Annotated in this window: 28 protein-coding genes; 9 read left to right on the top strand and 19 right to left on the bottom strand. The window is 68.3% G+C overall.

The genetic code is table 11. From position 1 onward, the window contains the following. Positions 1-63: 63 nt before the first annotated feature. The 11 genes from V6M56_RS03125 to acnA all read right to left on the bottom strand — a co-directional run bounded on the left by V6M56_RS03125 (position 64) and on the right by acnA (position 10,789). On the bottom strand, positions 64-813 hold the full coding sequence (locus V6M56_RS03125) for a DUF1223 domain-containing protein (RefSeq protein ID WP_332681130.1): 750 nt from the start codon (positions 811-813) through the stop codon (positions 64-66). 69 nt (positions 814-882) lie between these two features. Further along, positions 883-1,818, bottom strand: a complete 936-nt coding sequence (locus V6M56_RS03120; protein WP_442881067.1) for a lipid A biosynthesis lauroyl acyltransferase — start codon at positions 1,816-1,818, stop codon at positions 883-885. A 151-nt stretch (positions 1,819-1,969) separates the two neighbouring features. Beyond that, on the bottom strand, positions 1,970-2,992 hold the full coding sequence (locus tag V6M56_RS03115) for a zinc-binding dehydrogenase (protein ID WP_332681125.1): 1,023 nt from the start codon (positions 2,990-2,992) through the stop codon (positions 1,970-1,972). A gap of 13 nt (positions 2,993-3,005) precedes the next feature. Further along, a complete protein-coding gene (locus tag V6M56_RS03110; RefSeq protein ID WP_332681123.1) occupies positions 3,006-3,290 on the bottom strand; it encodes a type II toxin-antitoxin system RelE/ParE family toxin in 285 nt (94 codons plus the stop codon). Next, positions 3,287-3,535 (bottom strand): CopG family ribbon-helix-helix protein, encoded by a 249-nt coding sequence (locus V6M56_RS03105; protein WP_332681121.1) that lies wholly within the window; start codon positions 3,533-3,535, stop codon positions 3,287-3,289. Before V6M56_RS03105 ends, V6M56_RS03110 begins: the two co-directional genes overlap by 4 nt. Positions 3,536-3,631: 96 nt before the next feature. Continuing rightward, a complete protein-coding gene (locus V6M56_RS03100) occupies positions 3,632-4,378 on the bottom strand; it encodes an SDR family oxidoreductase (RefSeq protein ID WP_332681119.1) in 747 nt (248 codons plus the stop codon). Next, positions 4,375-5,658 (bottom strand): beta-ketoacyl-ACP synthase, encoded by a 1,284-nt coding sequence (locus V6M56_RS03095; protein WP_332681117.1) that lies wholly within the window; start codon positions 5,656-5,658, stop codon positions 4,375-4,377. The genes V6M56_RS03100 and V6M56_RS03095 overlap by 4 nt, the downstream gene beginning before the upstream one ends. A gap of 12 nt (positions 5,659-5,670) precedes the next feature. After that, positions 5,671-6,801 carry a beta-ketoacyl-ACP synthase gene (locus V6M56_RS03090; protein ID WP_332681116.1) on the bottom strand — a complete coding sequence of 377 codons (1,131 nt, stop codon included), beginning with the start codon at positions 6,799-6,801 and terminating at the stop codon, positions 5,671-5,673. A 1-nt stretch (position 6,802) separates the two neighbouring features. Then, entirely contained in the window at positions 6,803-7,264 is a 462-nt protein-coding gene (locus V6M56_RS03085; RefSeq protein ID WP_332681114.1) for a 3-hydroxyacyl-ACP dehydratase FabZ family protein, read from the bottom strand. A 175-nt stretch (positions 7,265-7,439) separates the two neighbouring features. Next, positions 7,440-7,721: an acyl carrier protein gene (locus V6M56_RS03080; protein WP_332681112.1), complete on the bottom strand. Its 282-nt coding sequence runs from the start codon at positions 7,719-7,721 to the stop codon at positions 7,440-7,442. A 368-nt stretch (positions 7,722-8,089) separates the two neighbouring features. Continuing rightward, positions 8,090-10,789 carry an aconitate hydratase AcnA gene (acnA, locus tag V6M56_RS03075; RefSeq protein WP_332681111.1) on the bottom strand — a complete coding sequence of 900 codons (2,700 nt, stop codon included), beginning with the start codon at positions 10,787-10,789 and terminating at the stop codon, positions 8,090-8,092. A 258-nt stretch (positions 10,790-11,047) separates the two neighbouring features. Here acnA and ccmA point away from each other — a divergent pair, with 258 nt between their 5' ends. Both ccmA and ccmB read left to right on the top strand, forming a co-directional pair. Continuing rightward, positions 11,048-11,644, top strand: coding sequence for a heme ABC exporter ATP-binding protein CcmA (ccmA, locus tag V6M56_RS03070; RefSeq protein ID WP_332681184.1), 597 nt, complete (start codon positions 11,048-11,050; stop codon positions 11,642-11,644). Continuing rightward, positions 11,641-12,309: a heme exporter protein CcmB gene (ccmB, locus tag V6M56_RS03065; RefSeq protein WP_332681110.1), complete on the top strand. Its 669-nt coding sequence runs from the start codon at positions 11,641-11,643 to the stop codon at positions 12,307-12,309. The genes ccmA and ccmB overlap by 4 nt, the downstream gene beginning before the upstream one ends. An 18-nt stretch (positions 12,310-12,327) precedes the next feature. Here ccmB and V6M56_RS03060 read toward each other — a convergent pair whose 3' ends face one another. Further along, positions 12,328-12,540 carry a hypothetical protein gene (locus V6M56_RS03060; RefSeq protein WP_332681108.1) on the bottom strand — a complete coding sequence of 71 codons (213 nt, stop codon included), beginning with the start codon at positions 12,538-12,540 and terminating at the stop codon, positions 12,328-12,330. A 210-nt stretch (positions 12,541-12,750) separates the two neighbouring features. On the opposite strand from V6M56_RS03060, the gene V6M56_RS03055 reads away from it, so the two are divergent. The 4 genes from V6M56_RS03055 to V6M56_RS03040 all read left to right on the top strand — a co-directional run bounded on the left by V6M56_RS03055 (position 12,751) and on the right by V6M56_RS03040 (position 14,631). Further along, complete coding sequence (locus V6M56_RS03055) at positions 12,751-12,993, top strand: hypothetical protein (RefSeq protein WP_332681105.1); 243 nt, start codon at positions 12,751-12,753, stop codon at positions 12,991-12,993. A 110-nt stretch (positions 12,994-13,103) separates the two neighbouring features. Continuing rightward, positions 13,104-13,862 carry a heme ABC transporter permease gene (locus V6M56_RS03050; RefSeq protein WP_332681103.1) on the top strand — a complete coding sequence of 253 codons (759 nt, stop codon included), beginning with the start codon at positions 13,104-13,106 and terminating at the stop codon, positions 13,860-13,862. Further along, a complete protein-coding gene (ccmD, locus tag V6M56_RS03045; protein WP_332681102.1) occupies positions 13,859-14,035 on the top strand; it encodes a heme exporter protein CcmD in 177 nt (58 codons plus the stop codon). The genes V6M56_RS03050 and ccmD overlap by 4 nt, the downstream gene beginning before the upstream one ends. Further along, positions 14,032-14,631, top strand: coding sequence for a DsbE family thiol:disulfide interchange protein (locus V6M56_RS03040; protein WP_332681101.1), 600 nt, complete (start codon positions 14,032-14,034; stop codon positions 14,629-14,631). Before ccmD ends, V6M56_RS03040 begins: the two co-directional genes overlap by 4 nt. Before the next feature lie 92 nt (positions 14,632-14,723). Here the strand turns inward: V6M56_RS03040 and purQ are convergent, their stop codons facing one another. From purQ to purC, 4 genes are all read right to left on the bottom strand, one after another. After that, entirely contained in the window at positions 14,724-15,419 is a 696-nt protein-coding gene (purQ, locus tag V6M56_RS03035) for a phosphoribosylformylglycinamidine synthase subunit PurQ (RefSeq protein WP_332681100.1), read from the bottom strand. A gap of 4 nt (positions 15,420-15,423) precedes the next feature. Next, complete coding sequence (gene purS, locus V6M56_RS03030) at positions 15,424-15,666, bottom strand: phosphoribosylformylglycinamidine synthase subunit PurS (RefSeq protein WP_332681099.1); 243 nt, start codon at positions 15,664-15,666, stop codon at positions 15,424-15,426. Positions 15,667-15,736: 70 nt separating this feature from the next. Continuing rightward, positions 15,737-16,297, bottom strand: a complete 561-nt coding sequence (locus tag V6M56_RS03025) for a hypothetical protein (RefSeq protein WP_332681098.1) — start codon at positions 16,295-16,297, stop codon at positions 15,737-15,739. A 74-nt stretch (positions 16,298-16,371) separates the two neighbouring features. Continuing rightward, positions 16,372-17,166, bottom strand: coding sequence for a phosphoribosylaminoimidazolesuccinocarboxamide synthase (purC, locus tag V6M56_RS03020; protein WP_332681096.1), 795 nt, complete (start codon positions 17,164-17,166; stop codon positions 16,372-16,374). A gap of 462 nt (positions 17,167-17,628) precedes the next feature. On the opposite strand from purC, the gene V6M56_RS03015 reads away from it, so the two are divergent. Both V6M56_RS03015 and V6M56_RS03010 read left to right on the top strand, forming a co-directional pair. Continuing rightward, positions 17,629-17,952, top strand: coding sequence for a DUF1476 domain-containing protein (locus V6M56_RS03015; RefSeq protein ID WP_332681095.1), 324 nt, complete (start codon positions 17,629-17,631; stop codon positions 17,950-17,952). Between the two features lie 253 nt (positions 17,953-18,205). Further along, entirely contained in the window at positions 18,206-18,991 is a 786-nt protein-coding gene (locus V6M56_RS03010; protein WP_332681094.1) for an HpcH/HpaI aldolase family protein, read from the top strand. A gap of 6 nt (positions 18,992-18,997) precedes the next feature. Here V6M56_RS03010 and V6M56_RS03005 read toward each other — a convergent pair whose 3' ends face one another. Next, positions 18,998-19,639 (bottom strand): DNA-3-methyladenine glycosylase family protein, encoded by a 642-nt coding sequence (locus tag V6M56_RS03005; protein WP_442881062.1) that lies wholly within the window; start codon positions 19,637-19,639, stop codon positions 18,998-19,000. Positions 19,640-19,728: 89 nt separating this feature from the next. On the opposite strand from V6M56_RS03005, the gene gluQRS reads away from it, so the two are divergent. Further along, complete coding sequence (gene gluQRS / locus V6M56_RS03000; protein ID WP_332681092.1) at positions 19,729-20,610, top strand: tRNA glutamyl-Q(34) synthetase GluQRS; 882 nt, start codon at positions 19,729-19,731, stop codon at positions 20,608-20,610. Positions 20,611-20,716: 106 nt separating this feature from the next. Here gluQRS and V6M56_RS02995 read toward each other — a convergent pair whose 3' ends face one another. Next, positions 20,717-21,634 (bottom strand): AEC family transporter, encoded by a 918-nt coding sequence (locus V6M56_RS02995; protein WP_332681091.1) that lies wholly within the window; start codon positions 21,632-21,634, stop codon positions 20,717-20,719. Positions 21,635-21,682: 48 nt separating this feature from the next. Beyond that, a complete protein-coding gene (locus V6M56_RS02990; protein WP_332681090.1) occupies positions 21,683-23,716 on the bottom strand; it encodes a M23 family metallopeptidase in 2,034 nt (677 codons plus the stop codon). Between the last annotated feature and the right edge of the window lie 472 nt (positions 23,717-24,188).

Below are 24,188 nucleotides of genomic sequence, written 5' to 3'. Positions count from 1 at the left end.
CTATCTCTTTGTCTCAGCATCGGATTTTGCCGAAAAGTGCATTCCACTTTTCGGTCCGATGCTCTAGCGAGCGCCGCCGCGCGCGGCGCCGAGGATCGCGCCGCCGCGCTGGTACTGGTCGGTCTGCACCAGCACGACATAGCCGTCGGCCTTGGGCGGGCGCGTTGCGTCGAGCGGCACGGTCAGGGTGGCTGCCGAGCCGGACCAGTCGCCGACACGGGTCAGGCCGCGCACGACATTGGCATAGGTCACGGTCCTGCCGGTGTTCTCGCCGCGCTCGATCGGCACCACCGTCGAGCGGCTATACGCCACGACCCAGACGCCGGCCGGCTTCTCGCCCGTCGGCGCACCGGTCGGCGAGAGCGCGATCTGCAGCGCGCCGTCGGCTTCCTTGAGCGCGACCTTGACGGCAAAGCCGTCCGCGCCCTGTTCCGCCACGATCTTCTCGATGCCGCTCCGGTCGGAGCCGACGATATGGCTGGCGCCGTTGACCACCGCCTGCGGCGTGTAGACCTGGCCGTCGCCACGGGCCTTGGCATAGAGCTTCTGGCGCTTGGAGAAGACCTGCTGGCCGAGCGTGTCCTTCCAGCCGAGATAGTCCCAATAGGTCACCGGGAAGGTCAGCGCGATCAGGCCGGGATCCCGGGCGAGCTCGACGAAGAGCGCGTCGGCGGCCGGGCAGGACGAGCAGCCCTGGCTGGTGAAGAGCTCGACCACCGCCCTGGGCTGCACCTGAGCCGACTGCGCATGCGCCGGCGAGCCGCCCGAGAGCAGGGCGGCGAGCACGACGAGGAAGCGGTTGCGAACGGACATCGGTTTCAACTCGAAGCCAGGATACAAACAGGCCCTTACCAGAAGCGCCAGTCTTCGCTCACTTGGAAATCACTTTGCCTTGAAAGCCGGCTCCTGCGGCGCCTTGTCCCCAAATCGCCGCAGCGCCTCGGCGCCGATCATGTTCGGCCGCCAGCGCCGGTGCATCCAGAGCCATTGCTCGGGCGTCTCGCGGACCCAGCCCTCGACGACGGCCGTCATCATCGCCATCGCGCCTTCGACGTCGATCTCGCCGGCGGCATCGCGCGGCAGGTCGAGCGGCGGCGTCAGCTCGAGGCGGAAGCGCTGGCCGGGCAGGCGCATGACGCGCACGCCATGGACGGGGCATTCGAAGCGCCGGGCGAACTTGCCGAGGATCGGATTGGTCAGTGCCGGGCGGCCGAGGAACGGAACCACGACGCCGCGGGTGAAATGCTGGTCGATCAGCATGCCGAGATGGCCGCCGGCCTCGAGCACGCCCTGCATGGCGAAGGCGGCGCCGGGCTTGGCGGCGGCGAGCCCGCCCATGGCGCCGGAGCGGATCTCGTGGACGACGGCGGCGATGGCGGGGTCGTTCGGGGCGCGGAAGACGGCGGTGGTCTCGAGGTCATAGGCGGCGGCGCAGATCGCCGGCAGTTCCCAGTTGCCGAGATGGGCGGAGAAGATCAGCCCCGGCCGGTCGTCGTCCTTCAGCGCGATGAAATGCTCGATGCCGGCGACTTCGACCCGGCCATTCGGGTCGGGGTTCTGGTAGTCGTAGTCGAACAGCGTCCTGAGATGGGCGTATTCGGCGGCGGTGCGGCCGAGATTGTCCCAGGCGCCGCGCGCGATCCGCCGGACCTCGGCCTCGTCCATGCCCGGGAAGGCAGCGCGGATATTGGCGAGCGCCACCCGGTTGACCGGGATCAGCGGGCTCACCGAGCGCAGGAGCCAGCCGCCGAGGTCGGAAGCGCGCTCGCGGCCGAGCATGCGCAGGAAGGCGAAGACGCCGCGCACCAGACCGATCATGACCGCCGCGCCGATGCGCGTCGCGTATTGCTTCAACCGCTTCAAGCTTCGAGCCCGGCCCCGTCAGGCGCGGGTCCGTTCCCGCCGCTATGCCGCGACTTGCGGGATCGGGGCCGGCGCGTCAAGTCTTGCCGGCACATGACCTGGCGCCTCAGAAGGTGACGATGACCTTGCCGAAGACCTGGCGCCCTTCGAGGCGGGCGAGGCCCTTCTCGAAATCCTGCAGCGGGAAGACCGTATCGATCACCGGTGTCATGCCCGCCGCCATCTTCTCGAGCGACTGGCTGATGTTCTCGATCCGGCAGCCGAAGGAGCCGGTGATCCGGTATTGCTGCTGGAAGAGCTGCATCAGGTTCATCGTCGTCGAGGCGCCGGAGGTCGCGCCGCAGGTGACGAGCCGGCCGCCGCGCTTCAGGCAGAGCAGCGAGCCGTTCCAGGTGTCGGCCCCGACATGCTCGAAGACGACGTCGACGCCCTTGCGCTTGGTCAGCTGGCGGACCTCGCCCTCGAAGCGCTCGGTCTTGTAGTTGACGACGAAATCGGCGCCGAGCGCCTTGGCCTTGGCGCCCTTCTCGTCGTCGCCGACGGTGGTGTAGACCGTGCAGCCGATCGCCTTGGCCATCTTGATCGCGGCCGTGCCGATGCCGGAACCGCCGGCATGGACGAGGATCGATTCGCCGGGCTCGAGCCTGGCATTGTCGAACAGCATGTGCTGGACCGTGCCGAAGCCGATCGGCGCGCAGGCGGCATCCTCGAAGGAGACGCCCTTCGGCGCCTTGATCACCAGGCGCTCGGGCCGGTTGATCAACTCGCGGGCGAAGCCGTCGATATGGAAGCCCATGATGCCGGCGACGTTCTCGCAGAGATTGTCCCGGCCCTCGCGGCAGGCCTTGCAATGGCCGCAGGTCTCGGCGCCGTACATCGTCACGGTGTCGCCCTCGCGGAATCGCGAGACGCCCTCGCCGACCGCGACGACCTCGCCGGCCGCCTCGACGCCGGCCGCCTGCGGCATCTTGCGCTTGGCGAAGGCCATGCCGCGAAAACCCCAGACGTCGAGATAGTTCAGGCCGACGGCCCGCACCCGGATCTGGACCTCGCCGGCGGCGGGCGGCGGTGGCGGCTCGATCTCCTCGAGGCGGAGGTCGCGGTCGCCGTGAAGCTGGAGAGAGCGCATGGATCGTCGTCTTTCAAAGCTGGTCCGGCCATTGCCGGGAGGTGTGTATGACGGCAAGGATTTCGATGGCGTCGCGATGAGCACGGTACGGCAGGACATATGAGGTGCCGATGATCACGAGCTCGCGGGTGCCGTCGATTCGTCCCGGTCGCCCGCTGGCAGGGTGTTGTAGGAGTTGCTTTGGCGCTGCGCGGATGGTTCGCACCGTCGAGAGCGCCGCAAGCGGATTGAACTGCGTCAGGTATCGAGCCGCATCGCGCAGATTGCGTTGAGCGCGCGGCGTCCAGACGATCTTCATCGACGATCGATCTTGGCCTGAATTTCAGCTTCGATCGCATCGAGATCGGCCTCGCTGACGAACTCGCCGCGATCGGCTTCCGCTAGACCGGCTTTGATCTGCTCGATCTGCCAGGCGTTCAGCGCGACATAGGATTCGATCGCCTTGGCGGCCAGCCAGCTGCGCGAACGGTCGGTATCGGCGGCCAGCGCGTCGAGCCTGGCCAATGTCTCGTCGTCGAGACGAATCGTGAAGGCTGCGGTCATCGCGGTTCACTCCGGTTCGGAGTAAACATAAGCGGTTTGAGCAGCCCCGCCAACCGCGCCGTCCCCGAGGCATGTTTCACGTGAAGCGTCAGCGGGCTAGCGATGCACGCCCAGCTGCGCGGCCAGCCCGCCATCGATCGGCAGCACCGTGCCGGTGAGATAGGCGGCAGGCTCGCTCATCAGGAAGGTCGCGAGACCGGCGACCTCCTCGGGCTTGGCGAAGCGGCCGGCCGGGATCTGGCTTTCCATCTTCGCGCGATAGGCGGCGTAGGGCGCCATCATGTCGGTGTCGACGAAGCCGGGCGCGATGACGTTGACGGTGACACCGCGCTTGCCAGTCTCGACCGCGAGCGTCCTGGCATAGGAGATCAGCGCGCCCTTGGAGGCGGCGTAAGCCGCGTTGCCCGGGTTGCCGCGCAGCGCCGCGACCGAGCCGATGGCGACGATTCGGCCGGCCCTGGCCCGGATCATGCCGCGCACCAGGCTCTTGGCGAGGCGGGTGAAGGCCCAGAAATTGACCTGCATCGCCGCTTCCGCCTTGTCCTGCACCAGCATGGCGGCGAGCGAATCATAGGGCTGTCCGGCATTGTGGATGAAGCCGAAATAGCTCTCGCCCTCGGCCGTGTCGCAGAAGGCGTCGAGCCCGGTCTTGTCCGCAAGGTCGAGCGGCAGGGCGCGGATCTGCCGGTCCGGCGCGGCGGCGCCGATCTCGGCGGCGAGCTCCAGCGCCTGCTCAGCCGAGGAGCGGTAGGTGAAGTCGACATCGTGGCCGGCCGCGGCCAAAGCGCGCACGATGGCGGCGCCGACGCCCTTGGCGCCGCCGGTGACGAGGATCCGCGTCATGTTACCGTCGGCCCCGCGGTAAGGACGAGGCAGGTGTTCTGGCCGCCGAAGCCGAAGGAGTTCGACAAGACGGTGCGCACCTTCGCGTCGCGGGCCTGGTTGGGCACGACATCGAGCGCGATCGCCGCGTCGGGCTGCTGGTAGTTGATCGTCGGCGGGATGCGGCCATTGGCGATGGTGAGCAGCGAGATCACCGCCTCGACCGCGCCGGCCGCGGTCAGCGTATGGCCGAGCATCGATTTGTTCGAGGAGATCGGCAGGCTCGCCATGCGCTCGCCGAACACCGCCGAGCAGCTCATCGCCTCCATCTTGTCGTTCTCCGGCGTCGAGGTGCCGTGGGCGTTGATGTAGTCGACATCGTCGGGGGTCAGCCCGGCATCGGCGAGCGCGTCCTGCATGGCGAGGATCGCCGGCTTGCCGTCCGGGCTCGAGCGGGTGCGGTGGAAGCCGTCGCCGCGCTCGCCGCAGCCGGCGACGATGCCGAGGATGGTCGCGCCGCGGGCCAGGGCATGGTCGTAATCCTCGAGCACCAGCGCGCCGGAGCCCTCGCCCATGACGAAGCCGTCGCGATTCTTCGAGAACGGCTTGGCGGCGGCTTCGGGCGGGTCGTTCTGGGTCGAGAGCGCCGAGAGCAGCGAGAAGCGGATCAGTGCCTCGGCATGGACCGAGCCATCGGTGCCGATGCACAGGGCAGCTTCAGTCTCGCCTCTTCTGATCGCCTCGACACCCATCTGGATCGCGGTCGCGCCCGAGGAGCAGGCGGTCGACAGCGAGATCGGCGAGCCTTTGGTGCCGAAGGTCTCGGCGATGTGCTCGGCGACGCCGCCGAACAGGAAGAGCTCGTGCATCGCCTTGTACTTATGCGTCGCGGCGGCGCGCAGCAGGCCGTCGTAATCGGCATCGCCGTCGATCGACTGCGCGATCTCCTGCTTCTGCGGCCATTCCATCTCGACCGGCGGCACCGCCATGAAGAGCTCGCCGGGAAAATCGCCGGGCTGGCCGAGGCCGCTCTGGGCGACGGCTTCGCCGGCGGCCAAGGTAGCCAGCTTCTCGGAGAGCTCGGGGGCGGAGACCGGCCGGTCGAAGACGAAGTCGACGGTGGCGGCGATGGTGGTGCGCAGGCCCGCGGTCGGGAAGCGCTCGATGCGGTGAATCCCGGAGCGGCCGGCGGTCAACGCTTCCCAGTTGGCCTGCTTGCCCTGGCCGAGCGAGGTAACAATACCGAGTCCGGTGACGGCGACGATGGGCCGGCCCTGACTGTCGCGATGGTTAGCGCTCATTTCGAACCTCCCTCACGCCTTGACCAGCCGGGCGGCGCCTTCGCCGCGCCAATGGGCGGCGCCGGTGACGATCGCCTCGGTCGCGGCGCCGGTGGAAAGGGCTGCGGCGGCGAGCGCCACCGAAACCGGGAAGGCCGCTTCGATGGCGTGGCCGAGGAGGTCGCCGGTGGCGACGCGCCTGGCTTTCGGCGCGGCGGCAGCGATGGCGGCCGCTTCTTCGGCGGTGACGCCGGCGCAGCCGGTCGCGGCGGAGACGGCGAGGGCGTCCGGAGCGATCGGCCCGAGGCCGGCGAGCAGCTGGTCGAGCCCCTTGGCGACAGAGCCGGGCTGGCGGCGGCTGCGATGGGCGCCGACATCGCTCAGCCTGGCATGGGCGCGGGCGCCGCGGGCCCGGGCGTGCTCGGCCGATTCCAGCACGAGGAAGGCAGCGGCACTGCCGGTGATCAGTCCCGGCGCGTCCTCGCGGGCGAAGACCGGGGCGAAGCCGCCGGTGCGCAGGAAGCCGCCGAGCTCGAAGAGCAGCAGCATGTCGCGCCGCTCGGCATTATAGGCGCCGCCGACGAGCATCACCTGCGCCTGGCCGGCGGCGATGCGGGCATGGGCGGTGCGGATCGCGTCGACGCCGGCCTGTTCCTCGCCCATGAAGGTGCGCGAGGCGCCGGTGACGCCGTGGACGATGGCGATGTTACCGGCCAGCAGGTTGGAGAGCTGCGCCAGGAACAGGGTCGGCCGCAGATCGCCCATCAGGCGCTCGTTGAGGAAGGCGCCGGGCTCATTGGCGCCGCGCAGGCCGGTGAGGATGGCGCTGTCGACGGCATGGTCGCGCTCGCCGCCGCCGGCGGCGACGATGACCTGCAGCTCGCTCTTGATCTGCGCATCTTCCTTCAATCCGGCCGAGTCGAGCGCCAGGCCGGCGGTGTAGACGCCGAGGCGCTGCCAGGGCTCCATCTGGCGCTGGTCGGACTTCTTGGGGATCTGCCGGTCGAGATCGAGCGGCTTCAGCGGGTGCACCGGATAGGGTGCGAAGCTGGTCTCGTCGACGACCGGCGCCGCCCCCGCGGCGAGCGCCTGCGCGTGCGGCTCGATGCCCTCGCCGAGGCTTGAGGCGAGGCCGATGCCGGTGATCAGGACTTCGTGAGCCATATCAGGCCGCTTCCGGGTTCAGGCCGATGGCGGCGATGCGCGCCTCCATCAGGGTGCGCATGTCGGCGGGGAACGGCATCAGGCGGAAGCGCAGCTCGGCATCGCAGATCGGCTTGCCGTCGATCGCGATCCTCGCCTTGGTCGCGGCATAGCCCGAACCTTCATGGACAAGCTCGGCGCTGACGTCGAGCACCGCGTTCGGCTCGACGAAGGTGCGGAAGCGCGCCTTGTCGACCATCATCAGGAACGGCATCTGCGTGAGACGGTTGAGCGCCAGCAGGAGATAGCCGGAGGCCTGCGCCATGGTCTCGGTCAGGAGCACGCCCGGAACCAGCGGATGGCCCGGGAAATGCCCTTCGAAGACGGGGCTTGCGGAAGGGACGGTCGATCGGGTGACGATGCGCTTTTCCGCCGGAACGAAGCTCGCGACCTGATCGATCATGTCGAAATATTCGAGGCGCATGCGTTCCCAACCGGTTCGGGCGCCGGCGGCGCGAGGGGGAACCCTCCGCCGCGGCGCGTCAGCTTCCTGCTCTATCGGTTGCGCCAGCCGCGCTCAAGGCCGCCGGGCGGATCGGCGCGACGAGGGCGGCCATCGGACCAGCTCGCTCAGGTGGTTCTGTTCAGGCCGGTGCTGTTCAAGCCGCTTTGGCGGCGACGAGATCGTCGATGCGCTTGCACAGGTTATCGAGCACGAAATACTGCTCGGCGGGCGCCTTGCCCTCGTTGACTTCCTGGGTCCACTGCTCGAGCGGCAGCTTGATGCCGAAAGCCTTGTCGATCGCGAAGGCGATGTCGAGGAAAGCAAGCGAATCGATGCCGAGATCGTCGATGGCGTGGCTCTGGGGCGTGATCTTCTCGCGCGGAATGTCGCAAGTCTCCGAAATGATGCCGGCGACCGTCTCGAACGTGGCGGACATGCGGGTGCTCCCGTCGTCAGTGAATGATGATGGCGGACGGCGTCCGGGCGCGGAAGCGTCCCGCGCCTGCCCCAAGCCCCCCGCCGAGGATGACTGTGACGCCCCCTTACACCCCGGTGCGGAATTGGACAACCTTGAGTGACGGCTAGAGCACGCGCCGATCAGATTGCGGTGCAATCTGATCGGATCACGCGTTCTCTATCCATAGTTTAGAGGCGGATTCACCGATCAGGTTGGTCCAACCTGATCGGATCCGGCTCTAGCACGTCATGGCCGGGCTTGACCCGGCCATCTCCCGCAGAAAAGCCTCTTCTTGAAGGAGATTCTCGGGTCCACGCTTTGCGCGGCCCGAGAATGACGTCCGTGGTTCAGGCGGCGATGCCGCGCAGCACGTAGTGCAGGATGCCGGCGTTCTTGAAGTAGTCGAGCTCGTCCAGCGTATCGATGCGGCAGAGGATCGGCACCTTCTTGATCTTGCCGTCGGCCGAGGTGATCTCGGCCTCCAGCATCTGGCGCGGCTTGACGGTGGCGAGACCCTTGATCGTCACGGTCTCGTCGCCCTTGAGATCGAGCGAGGCCCAGCTCGTGCCCTCGGCCAGGGTGAACGGCACCACGCCCATGCCGACCAGGTTCGAGCGATGGATGCGCTCGAAGCTCTGCGCGATCACGGCCTTGACGCCGAGCAGGTTGGTGCCCTTCGCCGCCCAGTCGCGCGAGGAGCCGTTGCCGTATTCGACGCCAGCGAAGACCACCAGCGGCACCTTCTCGGCGGCATAGCGCATCGCCGCGTCGTAGATCGGCAGCTCTTCCTTGCTCGGATAATGGATGGTGTAGCCGCCCTCGCGCCCGTTCGGCCCCATCATGTGGTTGCGGATGCGGATATTGGCGAAGGTGCCGCGCATCATCACCTCATGATTGCCGCGCCGCGTGCCGTACTGGTTGAAGTCGGCGACGGCGACGCCGTTGTCCATCAGGTACTTGCCCGCCGGCGAGGCGGCCTTGATCGAGCCGGCCGGCGAGATGTGGTCGGTGGTGATCTTGTCGCCGAACAGGCCGAGGATGCGCGCGCCGACGATTTCGGTCACCGGCTCGGGCTTGCGGCCCATGCCCTGGAAATAGGGCGGGTTCTGCACATAGGTCGACTTGTCGTCCCAGGCATAGGTCTGGCTCTGCGGCGCGTCGACCGCCTGCCAATGCGCGTCGCCCTTGAAGACGTCGGCATATTTGGCCTCGAACATCGCGCGGGTGACGTTCTGCTGGATGAAGCTCTGGATCTCCTTGTTGGAGGGCCAGACATCCTTGAGATAGACGGGCTGCCCGTCCTTGCCGGTGCCGAGCGGCTCCTTGGTCAGGTCCATCTGCACCGAGCCGGCAAGCGCATAGGCGACGACCAGCGGCGGCGAGGCGAGGTAGTTCGCCTGGACGTCGGGCGAGACGCGGCCCTCGAAGTTGCGGTTGCCGGAGATGACGGCGCCGGCGATCAGGCCCTGCTCGTTGATCGCCTTGGAGATCGGCGCCGGCAGCGGGCCGGAATTGCCGATGCAGGTGGTGCAGCCGAAGCCGACCAGGTTGAAGCCGAGCGTGTCGAGATCGGTCTGCAGGCCGGACTTCGCCAGATATTCGGCGACGACCTGCGAGCCGGGCGCCAGCGAGGTCTTGACCCAGGGCTTCACCGTCAGCCCCTTTTCCACCGCCTTGCGGGCGAGCAGGCCGGCGGCCATCAGCACCGACGGGTTCGAGGTGTTGGTGCAGGAGGTGATGGCGGCGATGACGACGTCGCCATGGCCGAGATCGAAGGACTGGCCCTCGACCGGGACACGACGGGCGATCTCGGCGGCCTTCTTGTATTCGGTCTCCATCGCGGCGGCAAAGCCTGCCTTGACGGCGGAAAGATCGACGCGGCCCTCGGGACGCTTCGGACCGGCCATCGAGGTCTGCACCGTCGAGAGATCGAGCTCGAGCGTATCGGTGAAGACCGGATCGGGCGTCTGCGGCGTGGCGAACAGGCCCTGCGCCTTGCTGTAGGCCTCGACCAGGGCGATCCGCTCGGCCTTGCGGCCGGTCGTGGTCAGGTAGTCGAGCGTCTCGGTGTCGACCGGGAAGAAGCCGCAGGTCGCGCCGTATTCCGGGCCCATATTGGCGATGGTGGCGCGGTCGGCCAGCGTCAGATTGTAGAGGCCGGGGCCGAAGAACTCGACGAACTTGCCGACGACGCCCTTCTTGCGCAGCATCTGGGTGACGGTGAGCACGAGGTCGGTCGCGGTGATGCCCTCGCGCAGCGAGCCGGTCAGCTTGAAGCCGATCACCTCGGGCAGCAGCATGGACTGCGGCTGGCCGAGCATGGCGGCTTCCGCCTCGATGCCGCCGACGCCCCAGCCGAGAACCGACAGGCCGTTGACCATGGTGGTGTGCGAATCGGTGCCGACCACGGTGTCGGGATAGGCGACCTCGACCTCCTGTCCGTCGATGGTCTCGGTGCGGGTCCAGACCGTCTGGGCGAGGTATTCGAGATTGACCTGGTGGCAGATGCCCGTGCCGGGCGGGACGACACGGAAATTGTCGAAGGCGCCCTGGCCCCATTTCAGGAAGCGGTAGCGCTCGCCATTGCGCTCATATTCGAGCTCGACGTTCTGGGAGAGCGCCCTGGGCGAGCCGAACTCGTCGACGATCACCGAGTGGTCGATGACCAGATCGACGGGGACGAGCGGATTGATCTTGGCGGGGTCGCCGCCGAGCGCCACCACGCCGTCACGCATCGCGGCGAGGTCGACCACGGCGGGGACGCCGGTGAAGTCCTGCATCAGCACGCGCGCGGGGCGAAAGCCGATCTCCTTGCCGGCGGTGCCCTTGTCGTCGACCCAGCCGATGAACGCCTCGATATCGGCCTTGGTGACGGAGCGGCCATCCTCGAAGCGCAGCAGGTTCTCGAGCAGCACCTTCATCGAGAAGGGCAGCCTGGAGATCCCGGGCAGGCCGTTCGCCTCGGCGTCCGGCAGCGAGTAATAGGTGTAGGTCTTGCCACCGGCGGACAGGGTGCGGCGACATTTGAAGGAATCGAGCGAGGCCATGCTGGCTTACATCCTGATCAAGGGGTTGCGGTCGCGAGCCGGGAGCCCTTGCGGAAACGCCCGGTCGAAGGCCTATTGCGCATGACGCGCGCGCCGCCCCGGGAGTGCCCGAGCCCCGCGCCGGATCGGCGTGCGGCGTAGCCACGGGTTCTATAGATCAATTCCAAGAAGGCCGCTACAGGGTCGATGCGTGCATTGCGGGCCGCAGGACATTCGAAAAAAAGCGCGGATTCCGTGACGCAGACCTCCTTCCAGAAACTGGTTCTGAGTGCCGAAGGGCTGGCCTGCCGGCGCGGCGGGCGGCTGATCTTCGAAGCTGTCGGCTTCCGGCTCGGCACCGGCGAGGCCATCGCGCTGACCGGCCGCAACGGGGCCGGCAAGTCGAGCCTGATCGCCATGCTGTGCGGCCGCCTGCGGCCGGAGGCCGGCACGATCCGCCTGGAAGGGCTGGACGAGACGCCGCTGGCCGAAGCCGCGCATCTCGTCGGCCATCGCGATGGGCTGAAGAGCGCGCTGACGGCGGAAGAGAACCTGCGCTTCGCCCAGGAGGTGCTCGGCGGCACGGCGATGACGCCGGCGCAGGCGCTCGAAGCGGTCGGCCTCGCCCATGCCGGGGCGCTGCCAGTCGGCTATCTCTCGGCCGGGCAGCGGCGGCGGGTGGCGCTGGCGCGCCTGCTGGTGGCGTCGCGGCCGCTCTGGCTGCTGGACGAGCCGGCCGCGGCCCTCGACAGCAATGCGCAGGCGATGCTGATCGGGCTGATGCAGGGGCATCTTGCGGCAGGCGGGGCGATCCTGGCGGCGACGCATGGCCCGCTCGGCCTCGATGGCGCCCGCGAGCTCAGGATCGGGCCGTGAGGCGCGCCTTCCTCGCCATCCTGCGCCGCGACCTGACGCTGGCGGCCCGTGCCGGCGGCGGCGGCGAGCTGGCGCTGGTCTTCTTCCTGACTCTGGTCGTGCTGATACCCTTCGCGCTCGGCCCGGATCTCAACCTGTTGTCGCGGATCGGCCCGGCCATCCTCTGGCTCGGGGCACTGCTCTCGACCCTGATCGGCCTCGACCGGCTGTTCCAGAGCGACGAGGAGGATGGCTCGCTCGAGCTGATGCGGGCCTCGGCGCTGCCGCTCGAGCTTGCCGTTCTGGCCAAGGGGCTCGCCCATTGGTTGGCGAACGGGCTGCCGCTGGCGCTGGCGGCGCCGCTGCTCGGCCTGCTGGTGGCCCTGCCGGCGGAAGCGATCCTGCCGCTGACCGCGAGCCTTCTCGTCGGGACGCCGGCGCTGAGCTTCATCGGCGCCTCGGCGGCGGCGCTGACCGCGGGCCTGCGCCGCGGGGGGCTGATCCTGCCGGTCATCGTCGCGCCGCTGACCGTGCCGGTGCTGATCTTCGGGGTCTCGGCGGTGGACGCAGCCCGCGGCGGGCCGCTGCCGGCGGGGACGCCGCTCCTGATCCTCGCGGCGCTGACCCTTGCCGCGATGGTCGTCGGCTGCATCGCGGCCGCTGCGGCGCTGCGACAGCCCGAGTAAAAGTCGGTCGGAGGCGGGTCAGACGCCGTCCAGCTCGACGGCGCAGCCGCTTTGCGCGCCCAGCCGCGCGACGAGGGCGGCGATATCCTCCAGCGCGACATTGTCGTCGTTGAAGCGAAGCTGCACCTCTTCGGCGACGGCAAGGACATCGAGCACGCGGGATTCACCCGCCTTCAGGCGGACGGTCGCCTCGATCTCCCGCTGCATGGGATCGGGTAGCTTGACGAGCATGACAATCCCTCCTGAGCAGACCTTAATCGGCCATTTCGGGGCGTGCAACAAAAAGATATGTATTTCAGATAGTTAGCAATATGTGCCGTCGGTGCTTCCAGTGCATGACGCTCAGTCGGCGACTCTTGCTGAGGATGCGGTGGGGGTTGCGCTTGAGCCGACACTGCCTGTATCGTCACTTACTCATTCTTAGTGCGTGAGAGGGGCGGCATGTCGGATCTGGAACGCGGCGAACGCCTGCAGATCATGCTCAGCAGCGACGAACTGCGCGCCGTCGAGGACTGGCGCTTCCAGAAGCGCATGCCGAGCCGGGCCGCGGCGGTGCGCGAACTGCTGCGCCGTGGACTCCAGGCGGAAGGTTTCGCCATGGCGGCGGACGGCGTCCGTTCCGGCCGTTTCGGTGTGGTCGATCCCGAGGGTGCCGAAGCTTCGCGCGCCGGCAGCGAGGAATAGCCCCGACAAGGCGCTATCGTCGCAGGCGTGCGCCGCCGGATTGTGAGCCGGGCCGGCGGTTGCTACATGCTCTCTGGTCGAAAGAAGAGCATCGTTATCAACGCGAGGCCATGGCGAGCTTCATCGAACTGGCGAACCCGGCGCGCTTCATGCGCCTTTCGAGCCTGCTGCTGCCGTGGCTTTCCGGCATCGCGGCGCTGTGCCTGCTCGTCGGCTTCTATCTCGCCTGGTTCGTCGCGCCGGCCGACTACCAGCAGGGCGAGACCATCCGCATCATGTATGTCCACGTCCCGGCCGCCTGGCTGGCGATGATGTTCTATTCGATGATGGCATGCTCGGCGCTGGGCGTGCTGGTCTGGCGCCATCCGCTGGCCGATGTCGCGCAGCAGGCGGCGGCGCCGATCGGGGCGGCCTTCGCGCTGGTCTGCCTGCTCACCGGCTCGTTCTGGGGCAAGCCGATGTGGGGGACCTACTGGGTCTGGGATGCGCGGCTGACCTCGATGCTGGTGCTGTTCCTGCTCTATCTCGGCGTCATGGCCCTGCGGCGCGCCCTCGACGAGCCTTCGCGCGCCGGCCGCGCCGTCGCGATCCTGACGCTGGTCGGCTGCGTCAACATCCCGATCATCAAGTTCTCGGTCGACTGGTGGAGCACGCTGCACCAGCCGGCCTCGGTGCTGCGGCTGAGCGGGCCGACCATCCACGCCTCCATGCTCTGGCCGCTGCTGATCCTTGCTATCGGCTTCACCCTGGCGGCGCTGTCGCTGCATCTCGTCGCGATGCAGGCGGAACTGCTGCGCCGGCGGGTCAGGACCCTGAAGATCTTCGAGGCGGAGCGCCTCGACCGGCTCTCCCTGCAGGCAGCGGAATGATGGCGGCGCTCGGTCCCCATGGCGGTTTCATCCTTGCCGCCTACCTGGCCTCGGCCCTGATCCTGTGCGGTCTCACCGCCGCGATCCTGCTCGACCGCCGGGCCCAGCGGCGGGCGCTGGCGGCTCTCGAGCAGCGCGGCGCCGGCCGCCGCTCCGAACAGGCTGCGCCATGAGCGAGAGCAGCGCCGCAACCCCGGCCAGGCGCTCGCCCTGGCTGTTCGCCGTGCCGCTCATCCTGTTCGCGGCGCTTTCGCTGGTCTTCATGGCCGGGCTGTTCTCCGGCGACGCCAGCAAGGTGCCCTCGGCGCTGATCGGCAAGCCGGCGCCGGCGATCACGCTCACGCCGCTGGAAGGTCTGCAGCGCGACGGCAAGCCGGTGCCCGCCTTCGCGATGGCCGATCTGGCGAAAGGCAGGGCGACGATCGTCAACGTCTTCGCGAGCTGGTGCGCGCCCTGCCGGGTGGAGCATCCCTTCCTGGTCGCCATGGCCGAGGCGCCGGCGGTGAAGCAGGGCAAGGTCGCGGTGGTCGGGCTCAACTACAAGGACGAGGCCGAGAATGCCCGCCGCTTCCTCGGCGCGCTCGGCAATCCCTATTCGGCGGTCGGGGTCGACAAGGCCGGCCGCGCCGCGATCGAATGGGGCGTCTATGGCGTGCCCGAGACCTTCCTGATCGGGCCGGAAGGGCGCATCCTCGACAAGCATGTCGGGGCGCTGACCGGCGAGAGTGCCGCCAGGATGCTGGCCAAGGCGGCGGCGCTGGTGAAGTGAGGCTCGTCAGACCGTTTCGGGACGAGAAGGCGCCCAATCCTCAGGAGATTCCCGGGTCTGCGCTTCGCTGCGCCCGGGAATGACGCGAGGCCTTACGCCGCCCGCTTCGCGCCGACCAGGCTCTCGAACATGCCGCGTCCGTCGGTGCCGCCGACCAGCCCGTCGATCAGGTTCTCCGGATGCGGCATCAGGCCGAGCACGTTGCGCCCCGGCGAATAGATGCCGGCGATGTGGTTGAGCGAGCCGTTCGGATCGGCCTCGGCCGTGATCTGGCCTTCGGCGTCGCTATAGCGGAAGGCGACAAGGCCTTCGCCCTCGAGGCGGGCCAGGGTCTCCGCATCGCAGAGATAATTGCCCTCGCCATGGGCGATGCAGACATCGATGACCTGGCCCTTGGCATAGGCCGAGGTGAAGGGCGTGTCGTTGCGCTCGACGCGCAGATGCTGGCGCTTGCAGACGAATTTCAGGTTGGCGTTGCGGGCGAGCACGCCCGGCAGCAGGCCGGATTCACAGGCGATCTGGAAACCGTTGCAGATGCCCAGCACGAAGCCGCCGCGCGCCGCATGGCTGCGCACCGCATCCATGATCGTGGCGCGCCCGGCGATGGCGCCGCAGCGCAGATAATCGCCATAGGAGAAGCCGCCGGGCAGCACCACGAGGTCGGTCCCGGCCGGCAGCGCCGTGTCGGCATGCCAGACATGGTCGACGGCGGCGCCGGCCAGCTTCAGCGCCTTGGCGACGTCGCCGTCGCGGTTGGAGCCCGGGAAGGTGATGACGGCGGCTTTCATCGGCTCAGGCCCCGATCTCGACGCGGTAGTTCTCGATCACCGTGTTGGCGAGCAGCTTTTCGCAGGCGGCCTTGAGGGTTTCCTCCGCCACGGCCTTGTCGGCGCCGTCGAGCTCGATGTCGAAGACCTTGCCCTGGCGCACGGCGCCGACGCCGGCGATGCCGAGGGATTTGAGCGCGCCCTCGATCGCCTTGCCCTGCGGATCGAGCACGCCGGTCTTGAGGGTAACGGTGACGCGGGCTTTCATCGTGATCTCCGGAACAGGTGCTTGCGGTTCGCTTAGCGGCGAATCGGGAAAGGCTCAACCATTTGCGCCTTCAGCGGCTCGCCCAGGTGGCGCGGGCGTAGTCGCGGGCGGCCTGCGAATCATTGGTGACGGCGATCGCGAGCGAAAGCACCTTGTCCTTGCGGGCATAGAGGATCGCGGTCGAGGCCAGCCGGTCGCCCGCCTTCGCGCGAATATCGACCAGGATGCCGTTGGTGCCATCGAGCTTGAAGCGCGACACGGTGGTCGTGCTCTCCGGCTTGGCCGGCTTCTTCGCCTTGGAGCCCGAAGCCTTGACGCTCGAAGCCTTGGCGCTCGAAGGCGGCTTCGAGAAGACCCGCGCCAGCCGCGCCGGATCGAGCGCCAGCGCCCGCTCCATCTCGACGGCCCGGCGGCCCTCGAAGCTCAGCAGCGCCGCGACGCCGGGGCGAACGCAGTCCTGCGGCGGGCAGTAGACGATCGCCTTCGGGGTGATGCCGTCGTTCACCACCCAGCTCTGGATCGGCAGCGGCTCCCAGCCGCGGCCGGCGGCAAGCTGGACGAGACCCGGGCCGAAATGATCGGCACAGCCGGCCAGCAGCACGAAGGCCAGCGTCAGGGCGCCCAAACGCAAACGGGAGCGCAAGCGCTCCCGTTCCGATGTCCGTGCGGCGGCGTGCGCGGCGCTCACTGCACCAGGCGCGGCAATTATTGCACCAGCCGGGGGCCGGCCGGGCCCGACTTCTCGTTCTCGCCCATGATGCCGAGGCGGCGCGCCACTTCGGTATAGGCCTCGATCAGCCCGCCCATGTCGCGGCGGAAGCGGTCCTTGTCCATCTTGTCCTTCGACTTGATGTCCCAGAGCCGGCAGGAATCGGGGCTGATCTCGTCGGCGACGACGATGCGCATCATGTCGCCTTCCCAGAGCCGGCCGCACTCCATCTTGAAGTCGACGAGGCGGATGCCGGCACCGAGGAAGAGGCCGGAGAGGAAATCGTTGACGCGGATGGCGAGCGCCATGATGTCGTCGATCTCCTGCGGCGTCGCCCAGCCGAAGGCGGTGATGTGCTCTTCCGAGACCATCGGGTCGTTCAGCGCGTCGTTCTTGTAGTAGAACTCGATGATCGAGCGCGGCAGCTGCGTGCCTTCCTCGAGGCCGAGCTTGGTCGACAGCGAGCCGGCGGCGACGTTGCGGACCACGACCTCGAGCGGAATGATCTCGACCTCGCGAATCAGCTGCTCGCGCATGTTCAGCCGGCGGATGAAATGCGTCGGCACGCCGATATCGTTGAGATTGGTGAAGATGTGCTCGGAGATCCTGTTGTTCAGGACACCCTTGCCGTCGATCACTTCATGCTTTTTGGCGTTGAAGGCGGTCGCGTCGTCCTTGAAATGCTGGATCAGCGTTCCGGGCTCCGGTCCTTCATAGAGGACCTTCGCCTTGCCTTCGTAAATGCGACGGCGGCGGTTCATCGGGATATACCGTGGCTTGAGGAAATCCAAAGGGTCGGCCTCTCTCTGGTCGCGGTCTCCCGCGGCGGGATCTTGGCCCTGTTCAGCACGCTCTCGCGCAATCCCGTTGCTCTTTCGAGTTCGATCCTGGCGCGCCGATCCGGCTGGTTCTTGCGCGCATGGTTCCGAGGAGCCTGCCACGCTCGCGCTATATGGGCCTTTCGCGCCGCAAACGCAACAAAGGGCACCAAGGGCCGCCGAATCGTCACCGAGGGCCGCCGGGGGCGGTCTGGTGGCCGGAGCCCCTGGAGAACGCGCCGATCGGATTGCTGTGCAATCTGATCGGATCACGCGTTCTCTATCCATCGTTCAGAAGCGGATTCACCGATCAGGTTGATGCAACCTGATCGGATCCGGCTCTAGCCGCATCCGCCGTCGCATTCTATATGGCGGGGAGGCCGATATCGACCGATCTGCCGCAGCCCCGCGATACCGGAGAGGAACAGAACCGTCATGGCGACATTCGACCAGCGCAAGGATGCCTTCGAGAACAAGTTCGCGCATGACGAGGAACTGCGTTTCAAGGCGATGGCGCGCCGCAACAAGCTTCTCGGACTCTGGGCCGCGGAAAAGCTCGGCAAGAGCGGGGCGGATGCCGATGCCTATGCCAAGTCCGTCGTGCTGGCCGATTTCGAGGAGGCCGGCGACGAGGATGTGGTGCGCAAGGTCAAGGCCGATTTTTCGGCCGGCAATGTCGGCACCGACGACGCCGAGATCCGCCAGGTCATGCAGGAGCTGCTGATCCGGGCGGCCGAAGAGATCCAGGCCGGACGCTGAGGCGATGCGGCGCCGCAGGAGCACTTCGCGAAACGCCGGGCACCGGTTTTTCGCGTTCCGGCTCGGTCGAGGTCGGCGCCGCTTTTCGCATTCGGACGGTTCGGTCCGGATGCGGCGTGAACGCCGCGGCGGCGCGATGCGCATTGCCTCCCCGAGCCGGGCGCATGCCCCGGGGTTTGCCTTTCGCCCAGGGTTGGGTCCAGTTTCAGCGAGCCGCCGGAGAAGAGCGGCTGCAACCGGATGAACGCGCCCGATGACCTCCCCCAAGCCCACCGTGCTTTCCTCGCTCGCCGACCGCCTCGCCCGGGGCGACGCGCTGCTCTCCGCCTGGTGCGGGCTGCCTGATCCGAGCATCGCCGGCGTGCTGGCGCAGGAGAATTTCGACGCGGTCACGCTCGACATGCAGCACGGGCCGATCACGCTCGGCGAGGTGATTCGCGCCGTGCCGTTGATCAATGCTGCCGGCAAGCCGGCGCTGGCGCGGGTCGCGGTCGGCGAGTTCCAGAACGTCTCCAGGCTGTTCGACGCCGGCGTCTCGGGGGTGATCGCGCCGATGATCAACACCATGGACGATGCCCGTCGCTTCGCGGCCTACGCCAAATACCCGCCAATGGGCGAGCGCAGCTGGGGCAGCTATGGCGGGCTCGGCGCCTCGGGGCTCGACCAGAACAGCTATCTGCGCGAGGCCAACCGCTTCTCGCTGACCTTCGCGATGATCGAGACGCGCGAGGCGATGGCGATCCTCGACGACATCCTCGCCTTGCCCGGGATCGACGCGGTCTTCGTCGGGCCGTCCGATCTCTCGATCGCGCTGTCCGGCGGCAAGGCGGTCAACGCCCAGTCGAAGGAGGTCGACGAGGCGATCCGCCATATCATCGCCCGCGCCTCGGCGGTGAACAAGCCGGTCGCGGTCTATGCGCAATCCGGCGAGCGCGCCGGTGAGGTCCTCGCCATGGGCGCCAAGCTCGCGACCGTGATGAGCGACACCTCGTTCCTGCGCACGGCCGCCCAGACGGCGATCAAGCTCGCCCGCGGCTGACCCCCCTCAGGCGTTGACGCCTTCGCGCGCCTTGAGCGCGGCGTAATAGGCCCAGAGCAGCCGGGCCGCCACGCCGCGCCAGGGCCGCCAGGCTTCGGCGAGCGCCAGCAGCTCGGTCGATTTCGGCCGCGCCGCCAGCCCGAAGGCGAGCTTTGCCGCCTCCTGGACGGCGAGGTCGCCGGCGGCGAAGCCGTCGCGGTGGCCGAGGCAGAACAGCAGGTAGACATCCGCCGTCCAGGGGCCGATGCCGGAAACGGCGGTCATGTGCTCATGCACGAATTCCGGGCTCGCCATCTCGAGCCCGGCAAGGTCGAGATGACCTTCGGCGACCGCGGCGGCGACGGCGCGCAGCGTCTTCTGCTTCGGCCGCGACAGGCCGGAGAGCCGCATCTCCTCGTCGCTGGCGGCCAGCACGCGCTCCGGCGTCAGCGGATCGAGCACGCTACCGACCCGCGCCCAGACGGCGCGGGCGCTGGCGACCGAAAGCTGTTGCGAGACGATGATCGAGACGAGGCTGGCAAAGCCGCTTTCGCGGCGGCGCAGGGGCGGGATGCCGGTGCGCGCGATCACCGGCTCCCAGGCGGGATCGAGGGCTTTGAGGGCGGCCATGCCTTCCTCGAGATCGGCGTCGCAGGTGATTCGTGGCATGGCGGACAGTCTAGGGCGTGGGCTTGCGCCGATCCTGTCAGGAGGGCGCGGGGTTGGCGGCGGTCTGATCCGACCATAGACAAGGGAGGATGGCAGCGTCCCCACCCGTTTTCCGTTTTGCCCCGAGCCCGAACGGGCGGCTGCATCTCGGCCATGCGCTTTCGGCGCTGACCAATGCTCGGCTCGCGGCGCAGTTCGGCGGCGCGCTGCTGCTGCGGATCGAGGACATCGACCTGACGCGCTGCCGGCCGGAGTTCGAGCAGGGCATCCGCGACGATCTCGCCTGGCTCGGCCTCGTCTTCGAGCCGGATGTGCGCCGCCAATCCGAGCATTTTTCCGATTACCGCGCCGGGCTCGACCGGCTGGCGGCGCTAAGCCTGGTCTATCCCTGCTTCAGTTCGCGGCGGGAGGTCCAGGTGGCGGTCCTCGCCCGCGAGGCGGAAACCGGCAGGCCCTGGCCGCGCGACCCTGATGGCGCGCCGCTCTATCCCGGCAGCTGCCGCACCCTGCCCGAGGACGAGGCGCAGGCGCGGATGGCCGCGGGCGAGCCCCATGTGCTGCGGCTCGCCATGGACCGCGCGCTGGCCCGTGCAGGCACCCAGCTTTGCTATTCCGTCTTCGATGCCGAGGGCGGCACGCGACAGGTCGCCGTCGATCCGGCCCGCTGGGGCGATGTCGTGCTGGCCCGCAAGGACGTGCCGACGAGCTACCATCTCGCCGTCACCGTCGACGACGCCCTGCAGGGCGTGAGCCATGTCGTGCGCGGCCGCGACCTCGAGGCGGCGACCGATATCCATGTCGTGCTGCAGCGCCTGCTCGGCCTGCCGACGCCGCTCTACCATTTCCACCCGCTGCTGGCGGACGAAACCGGGCAGAAGCTGGCGAAGAGCCGGCTTTCGGAGAGTCTGGCGGAGTTGCGGGAGAAGGGCCTGACGGCTGGTGGCATCAGGGTCCGGCTGGGGTTCGGCTGACTCTTCCGTCATTGCGAGCGTAAGCGAAGCAATCCAGGAGGGCTCGCTCGACGTCCCCCTGGGTTGCTTCGTCGGCTGCGCCTCCTCGCAATGACGGGATGGAGCCTCAGCCGGCCCCGAGCCAGGTCAGCCAGCCGATGGTGGTGAAGAGCGAGAGCGCCGTCGACAGGGCGATGGCGCTGGAGGCGTCGGCGACGCCTTGCCGGTAGCGCTCGGCGAAGAGATAGGCGTTGATCCCGCAGGGGCAGGCGGCGAAGAGCACCGCGACGCCCGACCAGGCCGGGGGCATGTCGAAGACCTGTGTCGCCAGCACCCATACGATCAGCGGGTGGACCACGAGCTTGAGCCCGCTCAGCACCGCCGGCAGCCCAATGCCGGAAGCCAGGCCATGGCGGCGCAGCGCGATGCCGAGGCTGACGAGAGCGCAGGGCACCGCCGCCGCGGCCAGAAGATCGACGATGGTCCAGAGCGGCGCCGGCACCAGGCCGACGATCGGCCGCATGGCCGCCCCGAGCAGGATGCCGATGATGATCGGGTGGGTGAACAGGCGCCGGACCAGCAGGGCGAAGGAGGCCGAGCGGCCTTCGGCCAAGAGGGTCGCGATGGTCATCGTCACCGGCAGGTGGATCACCAGGAGCAGGCCGAGCGGCACGGCGCCGGCGTCGCCATAGGCTTTCAGGATCATCGGCACGCCGACGAAGACGGTGTTCGACTGGGCGGCGGCGAAGCCGGAGACGACGAGTTCCGGCCCCCTGCGCCGGAAGAGGCGGTACGCCACCAGCTGGGCGATCAGCCAGACCACGGCGAGACCGGTGAAATAGGAGATCCAGTAGCCCCAGGGCTGGTCCAGCGGCACGACCGCGGTCGCCAGCGTCTTGAACAGCAGGCAGGGCACGGCGAGCACGAAGACGAAATCGGAGAGGCCCTCGCCGGTCGTCTCGCGCAGGAGCCTCATCCAGCGGGCCACATAGCCGAGCCCGATCAGGCCGAAGACGGGCAGGACGATCAGCAGCGAAGACAGCATCGGGGCATCACAATCGTGGCGAAGCGGGCAGGATTCCGAGCGCCTTGCTCAGCGCGCCTGCGCGGTCTGCCCTCCGGCCCGCACGATCAGCCCCTGGACCTCGTCGCGCTGGCGCTTGAACTCGGCGAGCGCCCGGCCGTCGAGCTCGCGCCCGCGCGGCACCTTGATCTTCATCGGGTTGACGAAGTTGCCGTTGACCATGACCTCGTAGTGCAGATGCGGGCCGGTCGAGAGGCCGGTATTGCCGATGAAGCCGATGACCTGGCCCTGGCGGACCTTGACGCCGGGCGCGATGCCCTTGGCGAAGGCCGATTGGTGGGAATAGGTCGTGACATAGCCGTTGGCGTGCTGGATCTCGATGCGCCGGCCATAGCCGGAATCCCACTCCGCCTTGATCACCGTGCCGTTGCCGGCGGCGAGGATCGGCGTGCCAATGCGGTTGGCCCAGTCGACGCCGGTATGCATCTTCGAATAGCGCATGATCGGGTGGTAGCGCATGCCGAAGCCGGAACGCATCTCGGCATCGCTGATCGGCTTGCGCAGCAGGAACTTCTTCAGCGAGCGGCCGTCCGGGTCGAAATAGTCGATCAGCCCGTCCTCGGGGGCCTGGTAGCGATAGACCTGCCTTGTCTCGCCGCCGACGGTCAGCGAGGCGGAGAGGATCTCGGCGCGCTCACCCTCGTCCTCGTCGGTGAAGATCACCTCGAGGCTGTCGCCGCCGCGGACGCGCTGCTGGAAGTCGAGATCATAGGAGAAGATGCGGACCATCTCGTCGATCAGGGCGCGCGGCAGGTCGTGGCGCAAACCGGTCTCGTAGAGGCTTTCATAGAGACGTGCGCCGGTGCCGCCGCGGCCGTCCTCGTCCTCCTCATCCTCGTCGTCGCTGCCGCCCTGGGCTTTCTGCTGCGGGCCGAGCGGCTCCAGCTTGGGCAGCGTCACGGGCATGAACACGCCCTTGTCGTTGACCGCGACCATGGCCGCCGGCCGGCCGTTCTCGAGCAGGGAGACGCGCACGATCTGACGGCCGTCGCCCGGCCTGGGCCCCGGCGCGAACATCGCCTGCAGGACCTGGCCCTCGGGCAGGGCGGCGACCTTCACCTTGCCGCCGAAGGCGTTGATCATCGAGACGATCTGGTCGCGGTTGGCGCCGGCATTGCGGACCACGGTCTCGAAGTTCTCGCCGCGGCGCGTGATCAGCAGCTTCTCCTCGACCAGCGGCTCGCGCGTCGCGGCGATCGGCGCCTTCAGCGCGTTGGTGACGTTCTCCGGGACGACGCGGACCTCGATCCCCGAGAACGAGGTGTCGGTGGCCGGCGCATAGCCGAGCAGATCGCCCGTCGTCGCAGCGGCGCCCTGGCCGAGGGTGCGGCTGAGCATCAGCTGCGGCGGGATCGGCAGGGCGGCGCGCCGATCGCTGGCGGCGAGGTTGGCGCGTTCCTCTTCCATCTGCGCGATCACGTCGGCGTCGCTCAGATTGGCCTTGCTCGCCTGGATGGTGAGCTCGGCGAGATCGCGCTTGGTGATCGAGACGTCGGCATCCGGCAGCTCCGTCACCGGCTCGGCGTAGCGCTCGCTGCCGGGGGCGCCCTCGGCGAACAGCCGCAGCGGATTGAAGGGCGGGATGTTGGTGGCGTAGACGCCGGTGGTGAGCGAGAGATTCGAGGCCAGGCGCACATAGGGGCGCACCCTGATGACCTCGCGGTCGCCGACGCGCTGGGACATCGGCGCGCGTGCCGTGTGCCTTGCCGCGGCGATCGGCTGCTCGGCGACCAGCTTGTCGCCCTTGCGCGCGCCGCCGCCGGCGCCCGTCGCCTGACGGACCGAAACCGTCTCCGGGCGCTCCGCGAAACTGGTGTCGCCGCGCATCGCCACGAGGATCGCGCCGCCGAGCAGCGCTGCGCCGCAGGAGCCGACCAGCATGCTGGCGGAGAGCCAGCGCAGCGAGACGCCGCGCCGGTCGAGCCCGACCGGCGACGCGCCCGCCGGCTGGATCGGCGGATCGATGCCGAGATCGACGAGAAGCGCGGCAGCTTCCGGCGTCAGCGGCTCATGCGGCGCTCTCAGTTCGGGAGGGGCGTTCATGACGTGGGGTTGGCCGAATCCAATCGATCGCCCTTGGGGCTGGTGCCGCAGGCGGCACGCTCTCCTCTATAAGACAGGAGCGAACATGCCTTCGTCGCGCGCGGGAATCAATCTTCACCCCGGGAAGGGCGCCAGAGCGCGCCCCTGGCGAGCGATCCGCGATCACCTGAAAGCAATGCCGGGGGAATGCGGCTCTTTGCGGGCGGGGGCGCTCCGGAGCATCCGCTGGAAGACGGCGTGCAAACGGCCGGAAAGCCTCCGAATCGGCGAGCTCGATGGAAAGCCGCGCCCTGTCTAAAAAACTTCACGAAGCTTGTTGACAGGCAAAACGGGTTGCCCCTATAAAGCGCCCATCGAGACGGCGACGCCGCTGGCGGCGCCGCTCCTGCTTCACTGGAACGTTGGGCCTGGCGCCGATTTGATCGGATCGCAAGGCTGTTCGGCAGTGAATGCCCGCTGTTTGAAAACTGAA

This window comes from Allobosea sp. (assembly GCF_036675845.1).
Lineage (GTDB): Bacteria > Pseudomonadota > Alphaproteobacteria > Rhizobiales > Beijerinckiaceae > Allobosea.
This window is presented reverse-complemented; position numbering and strand designations above follow the sequence as displayed.